The following is a 19,968-nucleotide window of genomic DNA, read 5'->3' on the forward strand; positions in this document are numbered from 1 at the left end:
GTGCCCTGACTAAGCGCCGGAGGGAACACCAAGATCCTGATCTTGCGGCAGATCGAGTGGGGTTGCCGAGCAAATCGTGCGCAGTGCCTGCTTCAATCCCTCTTCAATGGTTGGATGATAGAAGGGCATTTCGAGCAATTGCGTGGCTGTCTGGCCCTGCTGGATTGCCCATGCCAGCATATGTGCCAGATGTTCACTGGCCGGGGTGCAGAGATCTGCCCCGATCAACCGTCCGTCGGGAGCGGCGGCATAGAGCGTGAGAACGCCCTCGTTAACACCTTCGACACGCGCGCGGCCCTGATCGCTGAAATCAGCCGTTCCGGTGATAACGCCGTCCTCCTCAGATTTGCCAATTCGCGCCACCGCCGGGCTGGTGAAGATGATACTGAACGGCGTGAAACGCTCCGCCTGCGTCGATGCCGGAAAAGCGACCGCATTGCGCCCGGCGATCGCGCCATCCTGTGACGCTTCATGTAACAGCGGCAGATCGTTCGCCAAGTCTCCGGCAAGAAAGATCGAACTGTCGCCGCACTGCATGGTGTTGCGGTCGTGCACCGGCACGCCGTCATCATCCAGTTCCAGCCCTGAATCCGCCAGATTCAGGCTTTCGAGATTTGGCGGCCGTCCGGTTGCGACCAACACATGGTCGAAATCCGCCTGTCCGGGTGACTCTCCGTTCCAGGCGAGGGTCACACGATCGTCCGCCGATTTGACCTCGAGCTCGACACCCAATTGCAGTGTCAGATCCCCCTCGATGATCGCCTTGAGCGCGTCATGGACTTTGGGACAGCGAATCCCGCCAAGTTGTTCGCCATGATCAAACACGGTCACATCGACATCCAGCCGCGCCATCGCCTGCGCCAGTTCGAGACCGATCGCTCCCGATCCGACGACGGCGAGTCGGTCCGGCAAATCCTCCAGCTCGAATATACTTTCGTTGGTGAGCAACCGCTGCCCCAGTCCGGCAAACTGATCCGGGATAAAGGGCGAAGATCCGGTCGCAATCACGATGCTGCGCGCTTCGATCACGCGGCCATCATCCAGTGCGAGCCTGTCCGGGGCAAGGAATCGGGCCTTGCCCGTCAACCGTATATCCGCCGGAATATCCTCAATACCTTCCCGCGTCAGTCGGGCAAAGCGATCGCGCTCGTCGCGCACGCGTTGCAACACGGCGCTGCCATCAATCGCGACATCCGAGACGGTGATGCCAAACATGTCGGTTGATCGCGCGGCGTGGGCGGCATGCGAAGCCGCGATCAGCAGCTTGGAAGGCATGCAGCCCACAGTCGCGCAGGTTGTGCCCGCATATTGCGGATCGATCAGCAACGTGCTGGCGCCGTTTGCGCGCGCAGCCCGTTCCGCTGCGAGACCCGCCGTACCAGCCCCGATAACCGCGACATCGCATTTCAGGGTTTCGGCCATATCAGGCGCCAATCGTAATCGCTTTCACGTTGACGAATTCCTTCAGACCAACTTCGCCGTGTTCGCGGCCATAGCCGGAATCCTTCACGCCACCGAACGGCATATCGGGCGAAGCGATCGAGTAAGTGTTGATGTTGACCATGCCGGTGTCGAAATAGGTGGAAGCCATTTTTACGGCGCGGTCGACGTCCTTGCTGAAGATGCCGCCGCCAAGACCATAGCGGCTGTCGTTGGCAATCCGCATCGCGTCCTCATCGTCTTTCGCCTTGATGATTGAGGCGACGGGTCCGAAGATTTCGTCATCATAAGCAGGTTGCCCCGGCGCGACATCAACGAGGACCGTGGCAGGATAATACCAGCCCGTCCGGTCCGGGATTTCACCACCGACCACAGTTTTAGCGCCTTTTTCGACGCTTTCCTCGACCTGCTTGTGGATCTGGTCGCGCTGGCTGCAGGACACAAGGGGGCCAAGCTGCGTATCATCGTCATTTGGATCGCCCATGGTTACGTCTTTGAATGCTGCTGCGTAGCCTTCGACGAAGGCATCATAGTTTTTCTCGGTGACAATGAAACGCTTGGCATTGACGCATGTCTGGCCGTTGTTGAACAGCCGACCCTGTGCACAGGTCTTGATCGCGAGATCCATATCCGCGTCGTCAAACACCATATAGGCGTCATTCGAACCAAGCTCGAGAACGGTCTTCTTGGACACCGAAGCGGCCTTTTGCGCCACCGTCCGGCCAGCCTTGTCACTGCCGGTCAGGGTTACGCCGCGCACCAGCTTATGCTCGATGACGGCATCGGACTGGTCGTGGGTAATCAGCAGGACCCCGAACAGACCTTTTGGCAGACCTGCCCGCTCGTAAATATCGCGCAGCAGCAGACCGCTACCAGTGCAGTTCTCGGAATGTTTCAGCAGGACGCCATTGCCAACCATCAAGCTGGAAATCGAATAGCGGATCGCCTGATAACACGGGAAATTCCAAGGCTGGATACCGTAAACGACGCCCATTGGCGAATACGTTACCAGACCGCGTCCTTCCGGCACGTCATGTTCTTCATCGGCCAGCATTTCGGGACCGTGCTCGGCGGTATAATCGCAAATACCGGCGCACAGTTCGACCTCTTCCTTCGCGTCGCTCAGCAGTTTGCCCATCTCGTCGGTCATCAACTGCGCGAACTCCTCCTTGGAATTGCGCAGTTCCTTGGCGATGGCGGCGATCACACTGGCCCGCTCTTCCCGGCTTTTCAAACGCCATTCGAGATAGGCCGCGTGACAGTTTTCAACCACGTCCATAGCCTCTTTGTCGGACATGATCGGATAGCTTTTGAGGCTCTGTTCAGTAAGTGGATTGACGGTTTCGATGGTCTTGTCAGTCATGGGGGATTCCTTTTGAATTATTCTTTATTATCGGGATGATCGGGACCGCGCAGCCGGGGGACGCGTTAGCCGTATTTATTGCGATGTTTGTCCAAAGTGTCGGAAGCATGATCAAGCGCTTCGTCCATCGCATCCGCGAACGTTTCTCCGTTCAGGCGGAAGATTCCATTATGGGCAGCGCACACCATCTTTGCGTCTACCCAGTCACTGCCGAGGCTCTTGGCCCAGGCGACATAGTCGTCTGCGGCACCGGCCCGCTTTTCCAGTCCATCGGCAAGTTTCGGATGAAAACGCAGCCTTGGACCGGGGACCAATTTATCGACCAGTGAAGGCAGATCGAGAAACATCAGCGTGTCGTCAACGTGAACGATACCGCTCTCGCGATGCTTCACCATCACGGAACTGACATGAACGCTTTCGTCTTCCGGAATGAAGTCGACGCCTGCCGGAATCGAAAAATCGAAAACATCGGCAAACTCCTGCTGCGTTGCAGGGTCCTCGATCAGCGCAGGATCCCACTGCAAATCCGGCTTTTCCTGGTAATGCCGGCGCGTGCCGATCAGCCTGGCATGGGGCAACATTTCCTCAATGAATTTGCAGTGGATAGTGTGGAACGGGTGGACATTCAGCACCGCCTTGATCAGCGACCCACCATAGGTGAGCGCCATCAGCTCTTCCTGAGCGGACTCGTGCAACTCATAGGAATCAAGCAGAATGAATGTGCCATCGGGCCTGCGCACGAGCGACATATGCGTGCCGATATTGATGACGTGCGAGATCTTGAAATCACCGCGTATATTCCAGAAATTGTCAGCCAGATGTTCGATCGCGGTGTTCCTTTGCAAATTCCGAGGGATTTGATGGAACAACAATTGACCGGAACTTTGGTTCCGGACCTACGCCAATGAATCGAGCGGAGGCCGCCTGCCCAGCAAGCAGCGGATAGACCACCAATATGAGACCGGTGCCGACGAGAACCGTCGCGACCCATTTCAGGCGTCCCATCCCGTTCCATGCAACGGCAAGGGCGTTACCCTGCCCTGCGCTCGAGGTCGGGCGAAGCGCTAGGCGTAGAGCAAAGACTGTGACCCCCGACACGCAGAGCATGGTAAGAAGGAGACCGAACAGGAACCAGATCAGTTTGCTCTAATATCCTGCGAAAGCCCCGAAATGCGGCGGGTCCGTGGCTTCCGAAATCCGCTGATGGATCGCACTCAAAGAAAAAAGCCTGTCCGGAATTTGCGGGAAAGATGATCCGCCGGATAGCGAGATTCGGGAAGGCGTTGCGGGCCGTTTCGAAGCTGGCGGGAAAAGCGAACGTCATCGCCAGGTCCGTCTCTGTGATGCGCGGCGAAAATCGCTCGCGCGTTTAGCGCAGCTGGCTGTCCTTGCTGCCGCGCCGGTTGATGCCTGCACTCGCCCGGGTTGAATCGCGCGCCGACTGGCAGGCGACACAGGTCCGGGTTCCCGGCAATGCACGCCGTCGCGCTTCGGGAATATCTTCGCCGCACTCCACGCAATATTTGGCCGCTTCGCCGGATGGCATATCAGCGCGTGCACGCTTCACTGCATCGGCAATCGTGTCGTCAATCTGATCCTGCACAGCGCCATCGCGCGCCCAACCGCCAGCCATTTCCTGTTCCCATATTACCAAAGTGGTGAGAGGCTAAATTTAGGCATGAAAGGCGCAATTACAAGGTGACCGCCATGTCAGCAGCGGATCTGGCCCTTTACCGGTCGCGCCGCTGATGATGCGACTTGATCAGACATCATGACAGGCGGTCAGACAAACGGATCAAGGCTCATCCGTTCGGAGGAGGAAATAAAGGCATCCAAAGTGCGCAGTCCTGCGGCCAGTGCACTTCTGCCAATTGGCCCACCGAGCGACACGCGAATTGCGCTGGGATCCCCGGGCTCACCCACGGCAAAACCAGTGGACGACACCAGTCCAAGACCGGTGTTGCGCATCAAAACTGGTAATTTTGAAGCTGTTTGCGCATCGGGCAAGGGCAGCCAGAGGTGATATCCTTCCGGGTGAGCGGCGAATATGTCGGCACCGAGAATGGTTTCCGCGGTTGTGCGACGCCACGCTCCTTCAGACCTTGTGCCCTGCACCAGCTTGTCGAAGGTTCCGTTTCTGAGCCAATGCGCGACCACCGCAGCATTGATGGGCGGTGCCATCACGGCCGTTTCATGCATCTCCGCAGCAAGCTGCATCGATTGGGCCACGCCGGGACTGCGAACGAAGGCCACTCGCAGAGACGGTGAAATAGCCTTGGAGACGCTGGCTATATACCAGGAACGGTCGGGAATCAGACTGGCGATTGGCTGCGGCGGATTGCTGGCCAGCAGTCCATAGGCATCGTCCTCGATGATCTGCACATTGTGGCGCTCGGCGACCTCAGCGATCTGCTGGCGCGTTTCCGAGGACAAGGTTTCGGTGGTCGGGTTGTCGTTGGTCGGAACGACATAGAGCGCCTTGATCGTTGTCTCTCGGCATAGCTGCTCCAGCGCGTCACCGGTCATCTCCGCCAGTGGCACCAGATGCAGCTGCATGCGCTGCGCAAGCGACTTCAGACCCGGATATACAAACCGTCCACAAGCTATATGGTCGCCCGGCTTCGCCATCGTCGCGAGCACGGCATGCAATGCATTTTGCCCGCCAGCTGTCACCACCGTCTGGTCCGCATCGGTGGCCAAACCGATACGGCTAAGCAACTGTGCTCCTGCATCGCGCACATGCGATGCCCCGCCCGGTCGCTGGTAATGAAAGACAGAGTCGGCATGATTGACCATGCAGCTCCGAACAGCGTCGCCAAAAGCCGTTGATAGCGCCTTGCCTGCCGGCAATGGCGGGCAATTCATCGCCTCATCATATTGGCCCGGGTCTGATGTCGCGGCGGCACGATCGTCCCGTACGAAACTGCCTGCCCTCCCGCGGCCTACGGTCAACCCGCGCTCCCGCGCCACTTCATAGGCGCGTGTCACCGTCGTCAGATCAAAACCGAGAGTGTCTGCGAGTTCGCGCTGCGGCGGTAGCCGGTCGCCCGGCGCCAAACTGCCCCTATCGATGGCTTCGGTAAGTGCATCCGCGATCGCAAGATATTTGGGCCCAGAGAATCTGGAAAGGTCAGGAATCCATCGATTCACCACTCAGCTCCCGTCAGACTTTCCCTCATTTTCACTGGTCTTGTTCAATTGCGCCCAAAGCTGTTCGGTACCCGCTTCCTGAGCCTTGTTCACATATTGTGAGGCGACCAGCCAGCCCTTGATCGGCTGAAGCGGCAATATACAACCGAGACTGACCAGCGGGAAAGAGGTCAACAAATGGACCCAGAAGGGTGGGCTCACAGCGACTTCAAACCAGACGATCAGAAAGACAAGCGGGAAGGCGACAATACACAGGGAAAAGAACGCCGGTCCGTCGTCGGGAGACGCAAACCGGAAATCCAGACCGCAAACGTCACATTTATCGGCAATCTTGAGCCAGCGGCTGAACATCCTGCCCTCGCCGCAGCGCGGACACAAGCCCTTGAGGCCACACCGAAAAATCCAGAGGAATTTCTGATCGTCAGCCATTTGCATCGCAACAACTCCATACATAATTGGAAGTACATATATTTGTATGGGTTGCTAGGTCCGCGACCTTGGCAAGTCAACGAGAATCGGGGCTAGAATATTCGGAAAAGCATCGATAAAGTGAGATTTCGGGTTGATTAGAAGACCGCCGAAGGACGTCAGCCCTCAACTTTTATGCATGGATATACATCCATACATAAACTGAAAAGTAGAACATGCCATGAATGTACCACCCAATACAGTCATCATCGCCAGGGATATTGCTGCGACCACATTGCGGGCGACGGGGCGACCAGATCTGGCAAAAATGGTGCTCAACGGTTCCGGCGATGACCTGCCCGAAGTGAGTGCTACAACTGCGGCTCTCACCGAGCTGCATAAGGGTCATGACTTGCTGAAACAGGCACTGCAATTTTATGCTGACGAAAGCTGTTGGGACGATGAGCTTCCCGGAGGTCCTTTGACGATGCATGACCGGGGCGAGATCGCCAGAGCCGTCCTCGCTGGCAAGGACCCTTTTCACCATCGAGACTGAGTATCGATCAGGACACCATTTGAACCGGCGGCGGCTTTGTTCAAACCCGGTCGATTGTTGCCGGTCGACTGCGTCAGGCCAAGGCCAAAGTAAAAAGGCGGGCCTCTTTTGAGGTCCCGCCTAATATTGTAGAACAAAGCGCGAAAAAATGGGGGACTAAACTCCGCCCCCCGGTTCGTTTTTAGTTGACGGCGTCTTTCAAGCCCTTGCCGGCCTTGAATTTTGCTTGGGTCGATGCTGGAATCTGCATCGGTTCGCCGGTGCGCGGGTTGCGACCGGTTGATGCTTTACGCTTCGAGGTTGAGAATGTGCCGAAGCCCACGAGACGAACTTCGCCGCCGCTGGACAGTGCACTGGTGATGGAATCAAATACGGCATCTACCGCTTTGCCGGCATCGCTTTTGCTGAGACCGCTGTGGTCCGCAACATTACTGATAAGATCCTGTTTATTCATTTGGGTATCCCCCCTTCTCTGGTGGCAATTCGTTTGAATCACGCTTTTGTCTGGCCGTAGTAATGCGAAATTATCGAGACCTGTCAAAGAAAAACCGCTGTTTTCTGCGCCAAACCCTCATTTTTTGCGCCAAACGACGGGAAATGCGACGAACGGATGAAGACCGCTGATGGTTTGCATAATTTTACAGCTGCATTTCACCTGCGTTTCAAAATCGCGACTCGATCATGACAGCAGATCAATGGCGCGCCGCCGAACCGGTTTCATCGGTAACTGGCGCCGTCGCATGACTGGCGAGTTCATCAGCGTCGCTCCATTCGATCGGCTCGACCTTCTCGGTTAACGCCTCAGCAAGCACCTCGTCGACATGGTTCAACGGAATGATCTTGAGTTTAGAGGTGATATTGTCCGGAATCTCGGCCAGATCTTTTTCATTGTCGGCCGGAATTAATACTGTCGTTATGCCTCCGCGCAGCGCCGCCAACAGCTTCTCTTTCAGTCCGCCAATCGGCAAAATGCGTCCGCGCAACGTAACCTCGCCGGTCATCGCAACATCGCGGCGCACCGGAATACCGGTCAAGGTCGAAACGATAGCCGTCACGATACCGACACCCGCCGACGGTCCATCCTTCGGAACAGCGCCTTCGGGCAGATGGATATGAATATCCCTGCGACTGAAGAAGCTGGGCTTGATTCCGTATGTGGGGGCACGCGCCTTCACGAACGAGAGAGCAGTCTGAATTGACTCGTTCATCACATCGCCCAGCTTGCCGGTGGTCTTGATCTGGCCTTTGCCAGACACGGTCACCGACTCGATCGTCAGCAATTCGCCGCCGACCTCGGTCCAGGCAAGTCCGGTTACGGCACCCACCTGATTTTCCTCTTCGCCGACGCCATGGCGGAATTTTTGCACCCCGGCATAGTCCGCCAGATTGTCGGGCGTGATTTCCACGCTCTTATATTCACCTTCAAGGATGCGGCGCAGCGCCTTCCGCGCCAGCTTGGCAATCTCACGTTCCAGGGTGCGCACGCCGGCTTCCCGCGTATAATAGCGGATCAGGTCACGCAGCGCATCTTCGCGCAGCACGAATTCCTCGGCTTTCAGACCATGCGCATCAATCTGCTTTTCAATCAGATGGCGCTTGGCAATTTCGACCTTCTCGTCTTCCGTATAACCTTCCAGACGGATGATCTCCATCCGGTCTAGCAACGGCTGCGGCAGGTTGAGCGAGTTCGCAGTGGTCACGAACATCACGTCTGACAGATCAATATCGATTTCGAGATAATGGTCCTGAAACTTGTCATTCTGCTCCGGGTCCAGCACTTCGAGCAGCGCAGATGCCGGATCGCCACGGAAATCCTGCCCCAGCTTGTCGATTTCGTCGAGCAGGAACAGGGGATTTGAGGTACCGGCCTTTTTCAGATTCGAAACAATCTTGCCGGGCAGTGACCCGATATAGGTACGGCGATGGCCGCGGATTTCGGCTTCGTCGCGCACGCCGCCCAATGACTGCCTGACAAATTCACGGCCGGTAGCCCGGGCGATCGAACGGCCAAGCGAGGTCTTGCCGACACCGGGAGGGCCGACGAGACAAAGAATCGGGCCTTTCAGCTTGTTGGTCCGCGTCTGCACCGCGAGATATTCGAGGATCCGCTCCTTGACCTTTTCCAGCGCGAAATGGTCATCATCCAGCACCTTTTCGGCCTGTTTGAGATCTTTCTTGAGCCGGGACTTCTTGCCCCATGGCAGTCCCAAAAGAACGTCCAGATAATTACGGGTCACTGTCGCTTCGGCAGACATCGGCTGCATGCCCTTGAGCTTCTTCAGCTCGGCCGTAGCCTTGGCTTTCGCTTCCTTGGACAGCTTCAGTTCCTTGATCTTCTTGCCCAGCTCGGCCAGTTCATCGCCCTCGCCGTCTTCGCCGTCACCCAGTTCTTTCTGGATCGCCTTCATCTGTTCGTTAAGATAATATTCGCGCTGCGTCTTCTCCATCTGGCGCTTTACGCGACCGCGGATTTTCTTCTCGACCTGCAACACGCCAAGCTCGCCCTCCATGAAGGCAAAGACCATTTCGAGGCGTTTGACCGGATCGCTTTCCATAAGCAGGCTCTGCTTGTCGGCGACTTTGACATTGATATTCGCGGCTACTGCATCGGCGAGACGCGACGCATCGTCAATCTCACCCAGCTGCACGACGGTTTCCGCCGGCATCTTCTTGTTGAGCTTCGAATAATTTTCAAACTGATCGACGACGGAACGCATCAAGGCTGAAGTTTCGGCGCTTTCGGCGACTTGCTCATCAAGCAAATCAACCGTGGCCAGCACATAGCCTTCGTCTTGTTCATCCAGAGAGACATGCTTGGCGCGCTGCTTTCCTTCGACCAGCACGCGAACGGTGCCGTCCGGCAATTTCAGCAATTGCAAAACAGTCGCTACTGCACCGAGATCATAAAGCTGGTCGCGAGACGGATCGTCTTCCGCCGGGTCCAGCTGGGCCACGAGGAAAATTTCCTTGTCGGCGTCCATCGCCTGTTCCAGCGCGACAACAGATTTGTCGCGACCGACGAACAGCGGCACGATCATATTCGGGAACACCACGATATCGCGCAATGGCAACAACGGCAGCGACTTTGATTCAGATGCAGGATTGGCTTCGAACTCGGACATTTTTACTCCAGAATGTTGCGCTGCAACAGCGCTTCTCGTCCCTATATGGTGCCTGTGGGAGACACTTCAAGCGCAATGGGTCCGATCAGAGCAGCGGTCTAAAATGGCAGTTTAAAACCTGGGGGTAACTGCATCCCGCTGGTCATCTTGCCCATTTCTTCTCCGCTCACCGCATCGGCACGATTGCGGGCGTCATTGAAGGCCGCTGCGACCAGATCTTCCAATATCTGTTTTTCGTCCGGCTTCATCAGGCTTTCGTCAATAGTTACCGCAAGCACACGGCCTTTCGCGGTCGCTTTGACCTTGACCAGCCCGCCACCTGCCTGGCCTTCGACTTCCAGACTATCGAGCTTCTTTTGCGCTTCCTCCATCTGGGTCTGGACCTGCTGCGCAGCTTCCTGCGCGGCCTTCATCATTTCTTCCATCGACTTCATAGCTAGGCGCTCCTTGATTCTTTTGGGCGTTGATCATCATTTTCCAGCAGTTGGGCATCCGGAAAGGCCTCAAACGCGGCCTTCACCAGCGGCGCATCCAAAATCGCCTGTCGCTCCGCATCGCGGGCTTGCTGCTCCTGTTCGGCCAGGCTCGGCTGTGCTTGCCCAGGCCCTTCGGAAATATGCCATTCAACACCGGTTTCCTGTTTCAGCGCTTCGGCAATTTTGCGGATATCCGCAGCCGCAATCGGACGCGCCGTCTGATAGACAATATTCGGTGCCTGGAATGAAACGATGCGCATGTCCGCGATCAGGATGCTTTCCAGTACCGCCGAGACCCGCCCCACGGTGCTCACAACTTCGGTAAACTGGGAGGGTAACCCGCCGGTGGAGGGCTCTTGCGTAGCGACCGGTGCAGGATCAGTCTCGACGCGCGCAACCGGCTCTGCTGCAGGCGATGGCGTTCGCTGCGGATCAGTTGCACTGGCTGCGGGAATACTCCCTTGCTCAAGCATTTTCGCCAGTTTCCCTGGATCAGGCATATCTGCGGCGCAGAGGACGCGCAGCAACGCCATTTCGCACGTTTCGCGCGGCAAATGCGCTTGCTGGACTTCCTGATAACCTTTCAGCAGCAGCTGCCAAAGCCGATGCAGCACGGGGTAGGAAAGCTGCTCGGACCACTCGGCAAACTGCTTTTTCGCATCGTCTGACAGGGTCGGATCGCTGGCCCTGCCAACCTTGAACAACGTAACCTGGTGCGAGAGCGACAATAATCCGTTCATTAACGACAGCGGTTCGACACCAATCCTGTATTGATCGGCGATAGCATCCAGAAGCGCAGTGGAATCCCCCTCAAGCAATTTGGCGAACAGACGCCGCACTGCGCCGCGATCGGAAAGACCGAGCATATCGCGGATCTGCGCCGCTTTCACTTCGCCATCGCCATCCATATCGGCATGAGCGATCGCCTGGTCGAGAATCGACAGCCCGTCGCGCACCGATCCTTCAGCGGCCTGCGCGATCAGATCGAGCGCTTCCTGCTCCGCCGTGACGCCTTCCTTGCCTACGATCATGCCGAAATGGTCGGAAAGCTGATCGACACTGATCCGCTTCAGATCAAAGCGCTGGCAGCGCGAAAGAACCGTGATCGGAACCTTGTGGACTTCGGTCGTCGCAAAAATGAATTTCACATGCGGCGGTGGTTCCTCGAGCGTCTTCAACAAGGCATTGAAGGCGTTTTTGGAGAGCATGTGAACTTCGTCGATGATGTAGATCTTGTAGCGTGCCGAAACCGACGAATAGCGCACCGCCTCGATGATCTCGCGGACATCGTCGACGCCCGTATGGCTCGCTGCGTCCATCTCGATGACGTCGATAAAGCTGCCTTCGGCAATGCTGCGACAGGGCTCACACACGCCGCACGGATCGATGGTCGGGCCGCCCTGCCCGTCTTCGCCGATGCAGTTGAGCGCCTTGGCAATCAGTCGCGCCGTGGACGTCTTGCCGACCCCGCGCACGCCGGTCATCAGAAAAGCGTGGGCCAACCGGTCGCGCTTGATCGCATTGCCCAGCGTCTGAACCATCGCGTCCTGCCCGATCAGCTCGGAGAATTTCGACGGGCGATATTTGCGTGCCAACACCCGATAGGGTTGCGCAGCACCGGGAGCCGGCTGCTCCGGCGCTTCAACACCGGTAGCGGCGAATATATCGTGTGAATCGGACATGAGCGTACAGTTTAGGCGAGAGCCCTCTGCTTGTCGAAGGCTATTCTCCCGGAAGTTCGAGTCTAACCAAAATTAAAGGAGAAGGCTGTAGAGCGTTGTCCGAGAAGGGGAATTGAGGGCTTTGCCAACCAAAATATTGCACATCGGGTTCGGCTTTGCGCTTTTCTGCATTGGATATCTGCTGATCAATCAGCAGATATTGGTGCAGTCGATCCTTTATCGGCTAGCCGCAAACGATTATCACAGCGCACTGATGGCATTTCTGGCCATGGCGCTGCAAGCGACCGTGCTGCTGATCGGCCTGCTTGTCCTGCCCCGCCGTCTGTTCTGGCTGCTATTGATCGTCGTCGGGATTTCAGCGGCTATCAACGTCGCTTTCGCGCAAATCCTCCGCGACACTATCGATCTTGCCAAGTTTAACTGGCTTGTGGCCGAGACCCGGCACGCGACAAATGCGGCGGGGAAATTTTTGTTTCCGGCTGCCGTTGGCCTGGGCAAAACTCTCGTGGCGATAGGACTTTTTGTAGCGAGCCGCAAAGTTTTGAAGACCGCCCTGTATCAGCAGCTCCCTCCGTTCCGCACCGGACCGGCCGTCGTTTGTGCGATATTTCTCGTTATTCTGCCGTCCCTTGCTTTTGGATTTGACGTCCCCGGGGCCATTGCGGCAGAACGGAATATCTACAATTACACCTATGAAAAACTGACGATCCCGCCGCCTCCGCAACGGCGTCCGGTATATATGTCCGATCCTGATCGGCAAAAATCGATCGACAAGATCGTGTGGATTATCGACGAAAGCGTTGGTTATGATGTTTTTGCGAAGAATATTCTGCCCAAGGTGACGACCTTCACGCCGGTCGATTTCGGGAAAGCGGCAGCCATGGCGAATTGCAGCGCGCCAGCGCATGTCGCGTTGCGGTCCGGCGTAGACGTTGTGAATGTAGCAGCGGACACAGACCTGCGCCGAACCCCGTCAATTTGGGGATATGCCAAGAAGGCAGGCTATGAAACAACCCTCATCGATGGGCAGGTGTCCGGTCCACCGCAAAACCTGCTGCTACCGCCGGAAGCCAGCAAGATCGACGAAATACAGTCTGCTGCAGCCGGTATCGGTACTGATCTGGCAATAGCCAAACAGATCAATGCTCGCCTGAAAACCGAAGGTCGGGAGTTTGTCTATGCAGTACTGCGCGGCGTTCATTTTCAATATTCCGACCATTATCCTGAAGGCTTCATCCCTGAAAATCAGCCTCTAGAGGAACAATATGAAGCCGCCATTTCCTATTCCAAACAGGGGTTCTTCCCTACATTGCTGTCTGGGGTCGATCGCGAAAATGTGGCCATTGTCTACACGTCGGATCATGGGCAAAACGTAAAACAAGGCGTGACCCCGCATTGCTCCGCCCATCCTGAGAAAGAGGAATTTGCTGTACCTCTATTGGTATTTTTGCCGCCCAATCTGGCTGAGCGTTATGTGGTAGAAGACGAAAACCGGTATAGCGCGAGCCAAATATTCCCGTCTACGCTGACATGGATGGGCTACGACCGATCCCAGGCAACCGAGAAATATGACAACACTTTGAAACGGCAGACCAAAAAATTCATATGGTTTGGACGGGGCGTGACCCCGCTCAGGCCGGGCGACAGGATAGCGGTCAGAAGATCGGAAGAAACTCTGGTAGATTGATGGCTGAAATGGGATTTTTGGATTGCAGCCAAACCGCCGAAGGCTTGGCAAGTAGGAGCCGGGCGACCCGCAGAAAAATCGTTACGGCTGCTTCCTTCCGGACCTGACCGGGTTGGCGACGACTACGTCCACCCGACTCCCGCTGCGCATATGGTAGCAGTCCGGCGAAAATGCAAGCCGTTAGATAGCCGCCCTTGGCCCCTAGATATTCTGCATATTGTGGCTTTCGATCGGCATATGAACGGTAAGGCCATCCAGTTCGGCGGCAAGGTCGATCTGGCAAGCCAGCCGGCTCGTGCGCCGGGCTCCGGCCGCCAGATCCAGCATATCCTCTTCCATTTCGCTCGCTTCGGGCAATTTTGCGAAATCTGCGGCGTCGACGATCACGTGACAGGTCGAGCACGCCATTTGCCCTTCGCAGGTACCCTCGAGCGGCTGATCATGGATTTGCGCCACGCTGAGCAAATTGTCGCCTTCGGATGCCTTGGCGGTTACCGTTTGTTCGCCGTCAGAACTGACAAAGTGGACCGTTACCGTGCTCATGATAGCTGATTCTCCGCTGCCTGGTTGATCAGGGCCGCAGCCTGCTCAACTTCTTCGATACTGTTATAGCGCCCAAAGCCCAGACGAATGGAAGACTTAATTTGAGCCGGCTCCAACCCGAGCGCGCTCAGCACATGGCTGGGTCTTCCCGATCCACTGGCACAGGCAGAGCCGGCGGAAAAGGCGACGCCGCGGACATCCGACATCAGCCGAGCGACATCAAGGCCATCACGGCGGATATTCAGATTGCCGGCATAGCGCTGGCCCAGCGATCCGTTCACCGTCCAATCGGCGAACAGACTGTGCCCCGTTTCCGCCAGTTTGGTGACATGCGCCATATCCTCTTTTCGGCGGTCAGCACAAAGTTTCGCTGCCCTCCCCAGTCCGACGCAGAGTGCGGGAGAAAGCGTGCCGGACCGTATTCCCTGCTCCTGACCGCCACCATGAATTAGGGGCGGCAGATCGACGCCGTCCCTAACCCACAGCGCTCCGATGCCTTTCGGGCCGTAGATCTTGTGTCCCGAAAGCGCGATCAAATCGGCCTGCTGCGGAATGTCGATCCGGCCAAATCCCTGCACCACATCGCACAGCATCAACGCTCCATAGCGGTGGGCGATATCCGCAATCTGGTCGACCGGCTGAATCGTTCCGATTTCGTTGTTGACCAGCATCGCCCCGACCAGCGCGGTCTGCTCGTCCAGACATGCTTCCAGATCATCCAGATCGACCAGCCCGGTCTGATCGACGCGGAGCAAGCGGGTTTCAAAACCTTGCGTTCGATACCACAGGGCGGTGTCGCGCACTGCGGCATGTTCGGTATCCAGCACAGCGATCTGGTTGCGTCCCTGGTGTGTTCGCACGGCTCCCATGGCCAGATTGAGCGCTTCGGTCGCACTGCCGGTAAAAATCACCCGTCCCGCGCGTGGCAGAAGGCCAGCGACCTGTTCGCGCGCGACTTCCACAGCGGCAGCGGCTTGACGCCCCATGAGATGAGGGCTGTGCGGATTACCAAAATTATCTCTCAGCCAAGGCAGCATCGCGTCCACGACTTCCGGCGCAATGGGCGTAGTCGCCTGGTTGTCCAGATAGATCGGTTGCATAGCCACGCCTCAGGCGCTTTTCGCTTCGGCAAAAATCGACTGCCATTTGTCGATGAAAGCGTAGATTTGCGCCCGGCTGGTGTCGCGTCCGATGCTGACCCGGATGACTTCGCGCGCGACTTGCGGGTCAGTGCCCATGGCCTCGAGCACATGACTGGTTTTCAGCGTTCCCGATGAACAGGCGCTGCCGGCAGACACCGAAAATCCGGCCATATCAAATTTGATCAGCTGCGTATTCGCGGCGACGCCGGGCATATGGTAACTGCCGATCGTCGCAATACGCTGGGCATTTTCCGCGATCACAGCCCCGCCTGCCTTGCGGATTGCATCATCGAGATGCTGACGCAATTCGGCCGCTCTTCCTGCCCAGTTGGCAGGCGCCTCCAATGCGGCGGTCATGCCCATGATATAGGGCAGATTCTGGGTGCCGGACCGATAGCCCTGCTCCTGTCCACCATCGGCCTGCAGCAGCCGGAGGCCCTTTACCAACAACGCACCAACACCAGGCGGACCGCCAAATTTATGGCCAGCGACGATGACCATGTCGGCATCGGGTAAAGGCAGTTTGCCAATCGATTGCGAGCAATCCGTCAGCAGATAGCTGCCGCGATCGCGGACCACCTTTGCGATCGCGTCCAGATCCTGCATCACACCGGTCTCGTTATTTACTGACTGAATCGCCACCAACGCCGGACTTTCAGCACTTTTTAGCAAATGGTTCAAATGCGACGGAGCGACGATCCCGTTCATATCGACCGGAATAGAATGGGCATTGCGGGCGAATCTCAAAACGACATCATGCTCTACCGGAGACACATATTGCGCGGATGGCTTGGACTGGGTCAGCGCCATCCGGATCGCTTCGCTCGCCCCGCTGGTAAAAATCACATCGCCGTCCCAGCCCAGCGCATCCTTGAACCGGCGCCGCGCATTTTCCAGCATCGATTGCGCTGCCCGTCCGTCGCCATGGGGTGAAGACGGGTTGGCCCAACGCTCAAAGCCTTCGATGCACGCCTGTTTGGCAACCTCCAGCATCGGCGCGGTTGCAGCATAATCAAGATAGATGCGTTTGGTTTCGGTCACGATAGCGGCAAAATCTCTCTGGCTTGCGGGATTGAGTTGCGGATTTGTCCACTCACCCTATATAGGCGCTATATCCAGCGCAAAAGCTATTCTATATTCTCGTGTTCTGGAAAATATAATTTTGACCGAAGAATTGAAAATCCATGCCAGACGTAATTTTTACCGGACCCGAAGGCCGCCTAGAAGGCCGTTTTAGCCCAGGACCCCGTGAACGCGCTCCCGTTGCCATGATATTGCATCCCCATCCGCAAGCGGGTGGTACGATGAACGACCGGATCACGCAGGCGATGTACAAGACCTTCGTGAAACGCGGCTTTGCCACCCTGCGCTTCAATTTCCGGGGTGTTGGCCGTTCTCAGGGCGTATTCGACAACGGCATTGGCGAATTGTCCGACGCAGCGGCAGCACTCGACTGGGTACAGAGCTTTCATCCGGAGGCACAGACCACCTGGATCGCTGGCTACAGCTTTGGGGCCTGGATTGGCATGCAGCTTTTGATGCGGCGTCCGGAAATTCGGGGCTTTATCTCCGTATCGCCACCAGCCAATATGTATGATTTCAACTTTCTCGCTCCCTGCCCCTCTTCGGGTATCATTGTGCAGGGCGTGAACGACGAAGTCGTCACCCCCAGCGCCGTGCAGAAACTGGTCGACAAGCTGCGGACCCAAAAACATATCACCATTCATCATGACGAGATTCCTCGGGCCAACCATTTCTATGAAAATGAGATGGATTTGCTGATGGGATCGATCGACAATTATCTCGATATGCGGCTGGCACCGGACTCGCCGATCAAATAAATTCAGTCCTCGGACATCGTCGGAACGGGTTGATTGCTTTCGGGCACCGGTATCGTCTGGATTGCCACATTGGCAAACATCACGGCAGCGGCCACGAGCATCAGCCAGCCCTGTTTTTTGTTGACGCCCTTGCGCAGAATATAAATTCCGCCAGCCACGAGGGCGGCGCCTGCCAGCATCAGCACTGATAAGATCAGGTTGGTCATAAGCTGACCGTTATCGGCGCGCCATCGCCCTGACAATCAAATGTTGCGATGATCGGCCAGAAATGGTGGCCCAGATTGTCAACCGCCCACAATTTCGGTAAAACAGGCATCCCGACGATACGCCAGAGGAGCCTCACCGGAACGCCTTCGTGACCCCCGATCCTCCTCTCTATATCATCGCTTCGGTGCCAGACTCATTTGAACTTGCGCACCTCCCGTGGCGTGAAGCGCTAGCCGGAAAGATAATCATCAACCGCGCCAAATTCGAGAATTTCGAAATGGTGGAAGTCATTGTCGACGCCATGCCCTTCCTGCTCTCTCGCCTCAATCCGGCGGAGACAGCACAGATGATTCGGCAGATCAATGATCGGGCACGCATAGCCGATACCCTGCCGCCTGACGCTTCCTCTGTCGGCGTCGCGCTAACCGAAAATCTGAGCAGTGCGATATATGTGCCGGAGGTCCATCAGCGCCTGCTGTTGCTGGGCAAGTGGATCGGAGAAAGCCTCAACGCCAGTGCGGCCGTGTGGATGCCATCGCAGAAGATCATGAGCTTTGCCAAGTTTCACGCGACAGTCGCAGAATATCTGGACCGGGCACCGACAGTCGATACCAATCCATAGCATCGTCTCCGCTGCGGCGCACGGCTGCTCTGGCTACTGCAAGGTCAGCCGTCTTAGAAAAACGGCACAGGTTCCGGCGGCGACGGCGCATGAGCACCGTCACCGCTAGCCACCGAATGACAGCTATGCCGCCGTAGGAGCAGCTTCCCGGACGTTCTGGTCAACATGATCGGCAAACTGCTCAAAATTGTTGATGAACAGATTGACCAGTTTTTGCGCGGTTTCGTCATAAGCGCTCGGATCGGACCATGTCGAACGCGGGTCCAATATAGCGCTATCGACGCCAGGTACCGAGACCGGCACTTCAAAACCGAAATTCTCATCGATACGGAACTCGCCCTCGTTCAGGCTGCCGTCCAATGCAGCGTTGAGCAATGCGCGGGTCGCCTTGATCGGCATCCGGTTGCCTTCGCCATATTTGCCGCCGGTCCAGCCGGTGTTCACCAACCAGCAGCGTACACCGCCTTTGGCAATCCGATCTTTCAACAGATTGCCGTAGACCGACGGGTGACGCGGCATGAATGGCGCGCCGAAGCAGGTCGAGAAAGTCGCTTCCGGTTCCGTCACACCGATTTCCGTGCCGGCAACCTTTGCGGTATAACCGGACAGGAAGTGATACATCGCCTGCTCTGGTGTGAGACGGGAGATCGGAGGCAATACACCGAATGCATCAGCGGTCAGCATGATGATATTCTTGGGAACCGGCCCCATATTTTCTTCGGAAGCATTGGGGATGAATTCGATCGGATAGGCGCCGCGGGTGTTTTCCGCTTTGCTATTGTCGCCCAGGTCCAGCTCGCGGGTTTCCGGGTCCATAACAACATTTTCCAGCACCGTGCCGAACCGGCGCGTCGTGGCATAGATTTCCGGCTCCGCTTCTTCCGAGAGCCGGATCATCTTGGCGTAACAGCCGCCCTCGAAATTGAATACGGCGGTATCCGACCAACCATGTTCGTCATCGCCAATCAATGTGCGGCTGGCATCGGCAGAGAGCGTGGTCTTGCCAGTTCCGGAAAGACCAAAGAAAATTGCCGTATCGCCTTCCGGTCCGATGTTCGCCGAGCAATGCATTGGCATCACCGAATCGAGCGGCAACAGATAGTTGAGCAGACCGAAAACAGACTTTTTCATTTCGCCAGCATATGCGGTACCACCGATAAGGATCAGCTTCTCGGTCAGGTTGACGGCAATGACGGTCTCGCTGCGCGTGCCATGACGCGCAGGATCAGCCTTGAAGCTTGGCAGATCGATGATCGTATATTCTGGCTGAAACGCTGCCAGTTCTTCGGCATTTGGCCGTACCAGCATCGTACGAATAAACAGATTGTGCCAAGCCAGCTCATTGATGATGCGGACATTGACGCGGTGCTCCGGCTGCGAACCGCCGAACAAATCCTGCACGAACAATGTGTCTTTCTCACCCAGAGCAGCGATGAAGTCTTCTTTCAGCGCAGCAAAGTGATCCGGGGTCATGCCGACGTTGGTTTTGCCCCACCAGACGCTGTCTTCGGTTTCGGCATCGCGGACAATGAACTTGTCATTGGCAGAGCGACCGGTGTGCTTGCCGGTTTCTACAACCAGCGGGCCGTCTTTTGCCAAATGCCCTTCGCCCCGGGAAACCGCTGCTTCCACCAGAGCGGGCGCGCCAAGGTTCCAGTGCTGTTCGGCTGAATTGGTAAAGCCTTGATCATTTAACGAAACAGACGAAGCATTTGGCACAGATAATCCC

General features: G+C 56.7%; 20 protein-coding genes and 1 other RNA gene. 5 read left to right on the forward strand and 16 right to left on the reverse strand.

What is annotated here, in order from left to right; all coding sequences use genetic code 11:
• Positions 1–9 precede the first annotated feature (9 nt).
• The 3 genes from ACN0WW_RS10005 to ACN0WW_RS10015 form a co-directional block, all read right to left on the reverse strand.
• On the reverse strand, positions 10–1,422 hold the full coding sequence (locus ACN0WW_RS10005; protein WP_417611985.1) for a dihydrolipoyl dehydrogenase: 1,413 nt from the start codon (positions 1,420–1,422) through the stop codon (positions 10–12).
• A gap of 1 nt (position 1,423) precedes the next feature.
• Positions 1,424–2,803 carry an NAD-dependent succinate-semialdehyde dehydrogenase gene (locus ACN0WW_RS10010; protein WP_417611988.1) on the reverse strand — a complete coding sequence of 460 codons (1,380 nt, stop codon included), beginning with the start codon at positions 2,801–2,803 and terminating at the stop codon, positions 1,424–1,426.
• A 65-nt stretch (positions 2,804–2,868) separates the two neighbouring features.
• Positions 2,869–3,552 carry a hypothetical protein gene (locus tag ACN0WW_RS10015; protein ID WP_417611990.1) on the reverse strand — a complete coding sequence of 228 codons (684 nt, stop codon included), beginning with the start codon at positions 3,550–3,552 and terminating at the stop codon, positions 2,869–2,871.
• On the opposite strand from ACN0WW_RS10015, the gene ACN0WW_RS10020 reads away from it, so the two are divergent.
• Complete coding sequence (locus tag ACN0WW_RS10020) at positions 3,553–3,711, forward strand: hypothetical protein (protein ID WP_417611992.1); 159 nt, start codon at positions 3,553–3,555, stop codon at positions 3,709–3,711. It abuts the gene before it with no gap.
• Between the two features lie 461 nt (positions 3,712–4,172).
• On the opposite strand, the gene ACN0WW_RS10025 is transcribed toward ACN0WW_RS10020, so the two are convergent.
• From ACN0WW_RS10025 to ACN0WW_RS10035, 3 genes are all read right to left on the reverse strand, one after another.
• Positions 4,173–4,436, reverse strand: coding sequence for a DksA/TraR family C4-type zinc finger protein (locus ACN0WW_RS10025; protein WP_417611994.1), 264 nt, complete (start codon positions 4,434–4,436; stop codon positions 4,173–4,175).
• A gap of 149 nt (positions 4,437–4,585) precedes the next feature.
• Positions 4,586–5,953 carry a PLP-dependent aminotransferase family protein gene (locus ACN0WW_RS10030; RefSeq protein ID WP_417611996.1) on the reverse strand — a complete coding sequence of 456 codons (1,368 nt, stop codon included), beginning with the start codon at positions 5,951–5,953 and terminating at the stop codon, positions 4,586–4,588.
• A gap of 3 nt (positions 5,954–5,956) precedes the next feature.
• Entirely contained in the window at positions 5,957–6,382 is a 426-nt protein-coding gene (locus tag ACN0WW_RS10035; RefSeq protein ID WP_417612143.1) for a DUF983 domain-containing protein, read from the reverse strand.
• A gap of 220 nt (positions 6,383–6,602) precedes the next feature.
• Here ACN0WW_RS10035 and ACN0WW_RS10040 point away from each other — a divergent pair, with 220 nt between their 5' ends.
• Positions 6,603–6,917: a hypothetical protein gene (locus ACN0WW_RS10040; RefSeq protein ID WP_417611998.1), complete on the forward strand. Its 315-nt coding sequence runs from the start codon at positions 6,603–6,605 to the stop codon at positions 6,915–6,917.
• A gap of 181 nt (positions 6,918–7,098) precedes the next feature.
• On the opposite strand, the gene ACN0WW_RS10045 is transcribed toward ACN0WW_RS10040, so the two are convergent.
• The 4 genes from ACN0WW_RS10045 to ACN0WW_RS10060 all read right to left on the reverse strand — a co-directional run bounded on the left by ACN0WW_RS10045 (position 7,099) and on the right by ACN0WW_RS10060 (position 12,197).
• A complete protein-coding gene (locus ACN0WW_RS10045) occupies positions 7,099–7,371 on the reverse strand; it encodes an HU family DNA-binding protein (protein WP_323800759.1) in 273 nt (90 codons plus the stop codon).
• Positions 7,372–7,609: 238 nt separating this feature from the next.
• Entirely contained in the window at positions 7,610–10,039 is a 2,430-nt protein-coding gene (gene lon / locus ACN0WW_RS10050; protein ID WP_417612000.1) for an endopeptidase La, read from the reverse strand.
• 98 nt (positions 10,040–10,137) lie between these two features.
• On the reverse strand, positions 10,138–10,473 hold the full coding sequence (locus ACN0WW_RS10055) for a YbaB/EbfC family nucleoid-associated protein (protein ID WP_417612002.1): 336 nt from the start codon (positions 10,471–10,473) through the stop codon (positions 10,138–10,140).
• 2 nt (positions 10,474–10,475) lie between these two features.
• A complete protein-coding gene (locus ACN0WW_RS10060) occupies positions 10,476–12,197 on the reverse strand; it encodes a DNA polymerase III subunit gamma/tau (protein WP_417612004.1) in 1,722 nt (573 codons plus the stop codon).
• A 121-nt stretch (positions 12,198–12,318) separates the two neighbouring features.
• Between ACN0WW_RS10060 and ACN0WW_RS10065 the strand changes: the two genes are divergently transcribed.
• A complete protein-coding gene (locus ACN0WW_RS10065) occupies positions 12,319–13,884 on the forward strand; it encodes a sulfatase-like hydrolase/transferase (protein ID WP_417612006.1) in 1,566 nt (521 codons plus the stop codon).
• 48 nt (positions 13,885–13,932) lie between these two features.
• On the opposite strand, the gene ffs is transcribed toward ACN0WW_RS10065, so the two are convergent.
• From ffs to ACN0WW_RS10085, 4 genes are all read right to left on the reverse strand, one after another.
• Positions 13,933–14,027: signal recognition particle sRNA small type (gene ffs / locus ACN0WW_RS10070), an RNA gene on the reverse strand.
• A 58-nt stretch (positions 14,028–14,085) separates the two neighbouring features.
• Positions 14,086–14,427, reverse strand: a complete 342-nt coding sequence (locus tag ACN0WW_RS10075; protein WP_417612008.1) for a 2Fe-2S iron-sulfur cluster-binding protein — start codon at positions 14,425–14,427, stop codon at positions 14,086–14,088.
• A complete protein-coding gene (locus tag ACN0WW_RS10080) occupies positions 14,424–15,527 on the reverse strand; it encodes a cysteine desulfurase family protein (RefSeq protein ID WP_417612010.1) in 1,104 nt (367 codons plus the stop codon). The genes ACN0WW_RS10075 and ACN0WW_RS10080 overlap by 4 nt, the downstream gene beginning before the upstream one ends.
• Before the next feature lie 9 nt (positions 15,528–15,536).
• A complete protein-coding gene (locus ACN0WW_RS10085; RefSeq protein WP_417612012.1) occupies positions 15,537–16,610 on the reverse strand; it encodes a cysteine desulfurase family protein in 1,074 nt (357 codons plus the stop codon).
• 143 nt (positions 16,611–16,753) lie between these two features.
• Between ACN0WW_RS10085 and ACN0WW_RS10090 the strand changes: the two genes are divergently transcribed.
• Positions 16,754–17,410 (forward strand): alpha/beta hydrolase, encoded by a 657-nt coding sequence (locus tag ACN0WW_RS10090; protein ID WP_417612014.1) that lies wholly within the window; start codon positions 16,754–16,756, stop codon positions 17,408–17,410.
• A gap of 2 nt (positions 17,411–17,412) precedes the next feature.
• Here ACN0WW_RS10090 and ACN0WW_RS10095 read toward each other — a convergent pair whose 3' ends face one another.
• Positions 17,413–17,616: a hypothetical protein gene (locus ACN0WW_RS10095; protein ID WP_417612016.1), complete on the reverse strand. Its 204-nt coding sequence runs from the start codon at positions 17,614–17,616 to the stop codon at positions 17,413–17,415.
• A 149-nt stretch (positions 17,617–17,765) separates the two neighbouring features.
• Between ACN0WW_RS10095 and ACN0WW_RS10100 the strand changes: the two genes are divergently transcribed.
• The gene (locus tag ACN0WW_RS10100; RefSeq protein WP_417612018.1) at positions 17,766–18,239 is read left to right on the forward strand and encodes a hypothetical protein; all 474 of its coding nucleotides are present in this window, start codon (positions 17,766–17,768) and stop codon (positions 18,237–18,239) included.
• A gap of 123 nt (positions 18,240–18,362) precedes the next feature.
• On the opposite strand, the gene ACN0WW_RS10105 is transcribed toward ACN0WW_RS10100, so the two are convergent.
• Positions 18,363–19,958: a phosphoenolpyruvate carboxykinase gene (locus ACN0WW_RS10105; protein WP_417612020.1), complete on the reverse strand. Its 1,596-nt coding sequence runs from the start codon at positions 19,956–19,958 to the stop codon at positions 18,363–18,365.
• Positions 19,959–19,968 lie beyond the last annotated feature (10 nt).

It is taken from the genome of Parasphingorhabdus sp. (assembly GCF_048269865.1).
Lineage (GTDB): Bacteria > Pseudomonadota > Alphaproteobacteria > Sphingomonadales > Sphingomonadaceae > Parasphingorhabdus.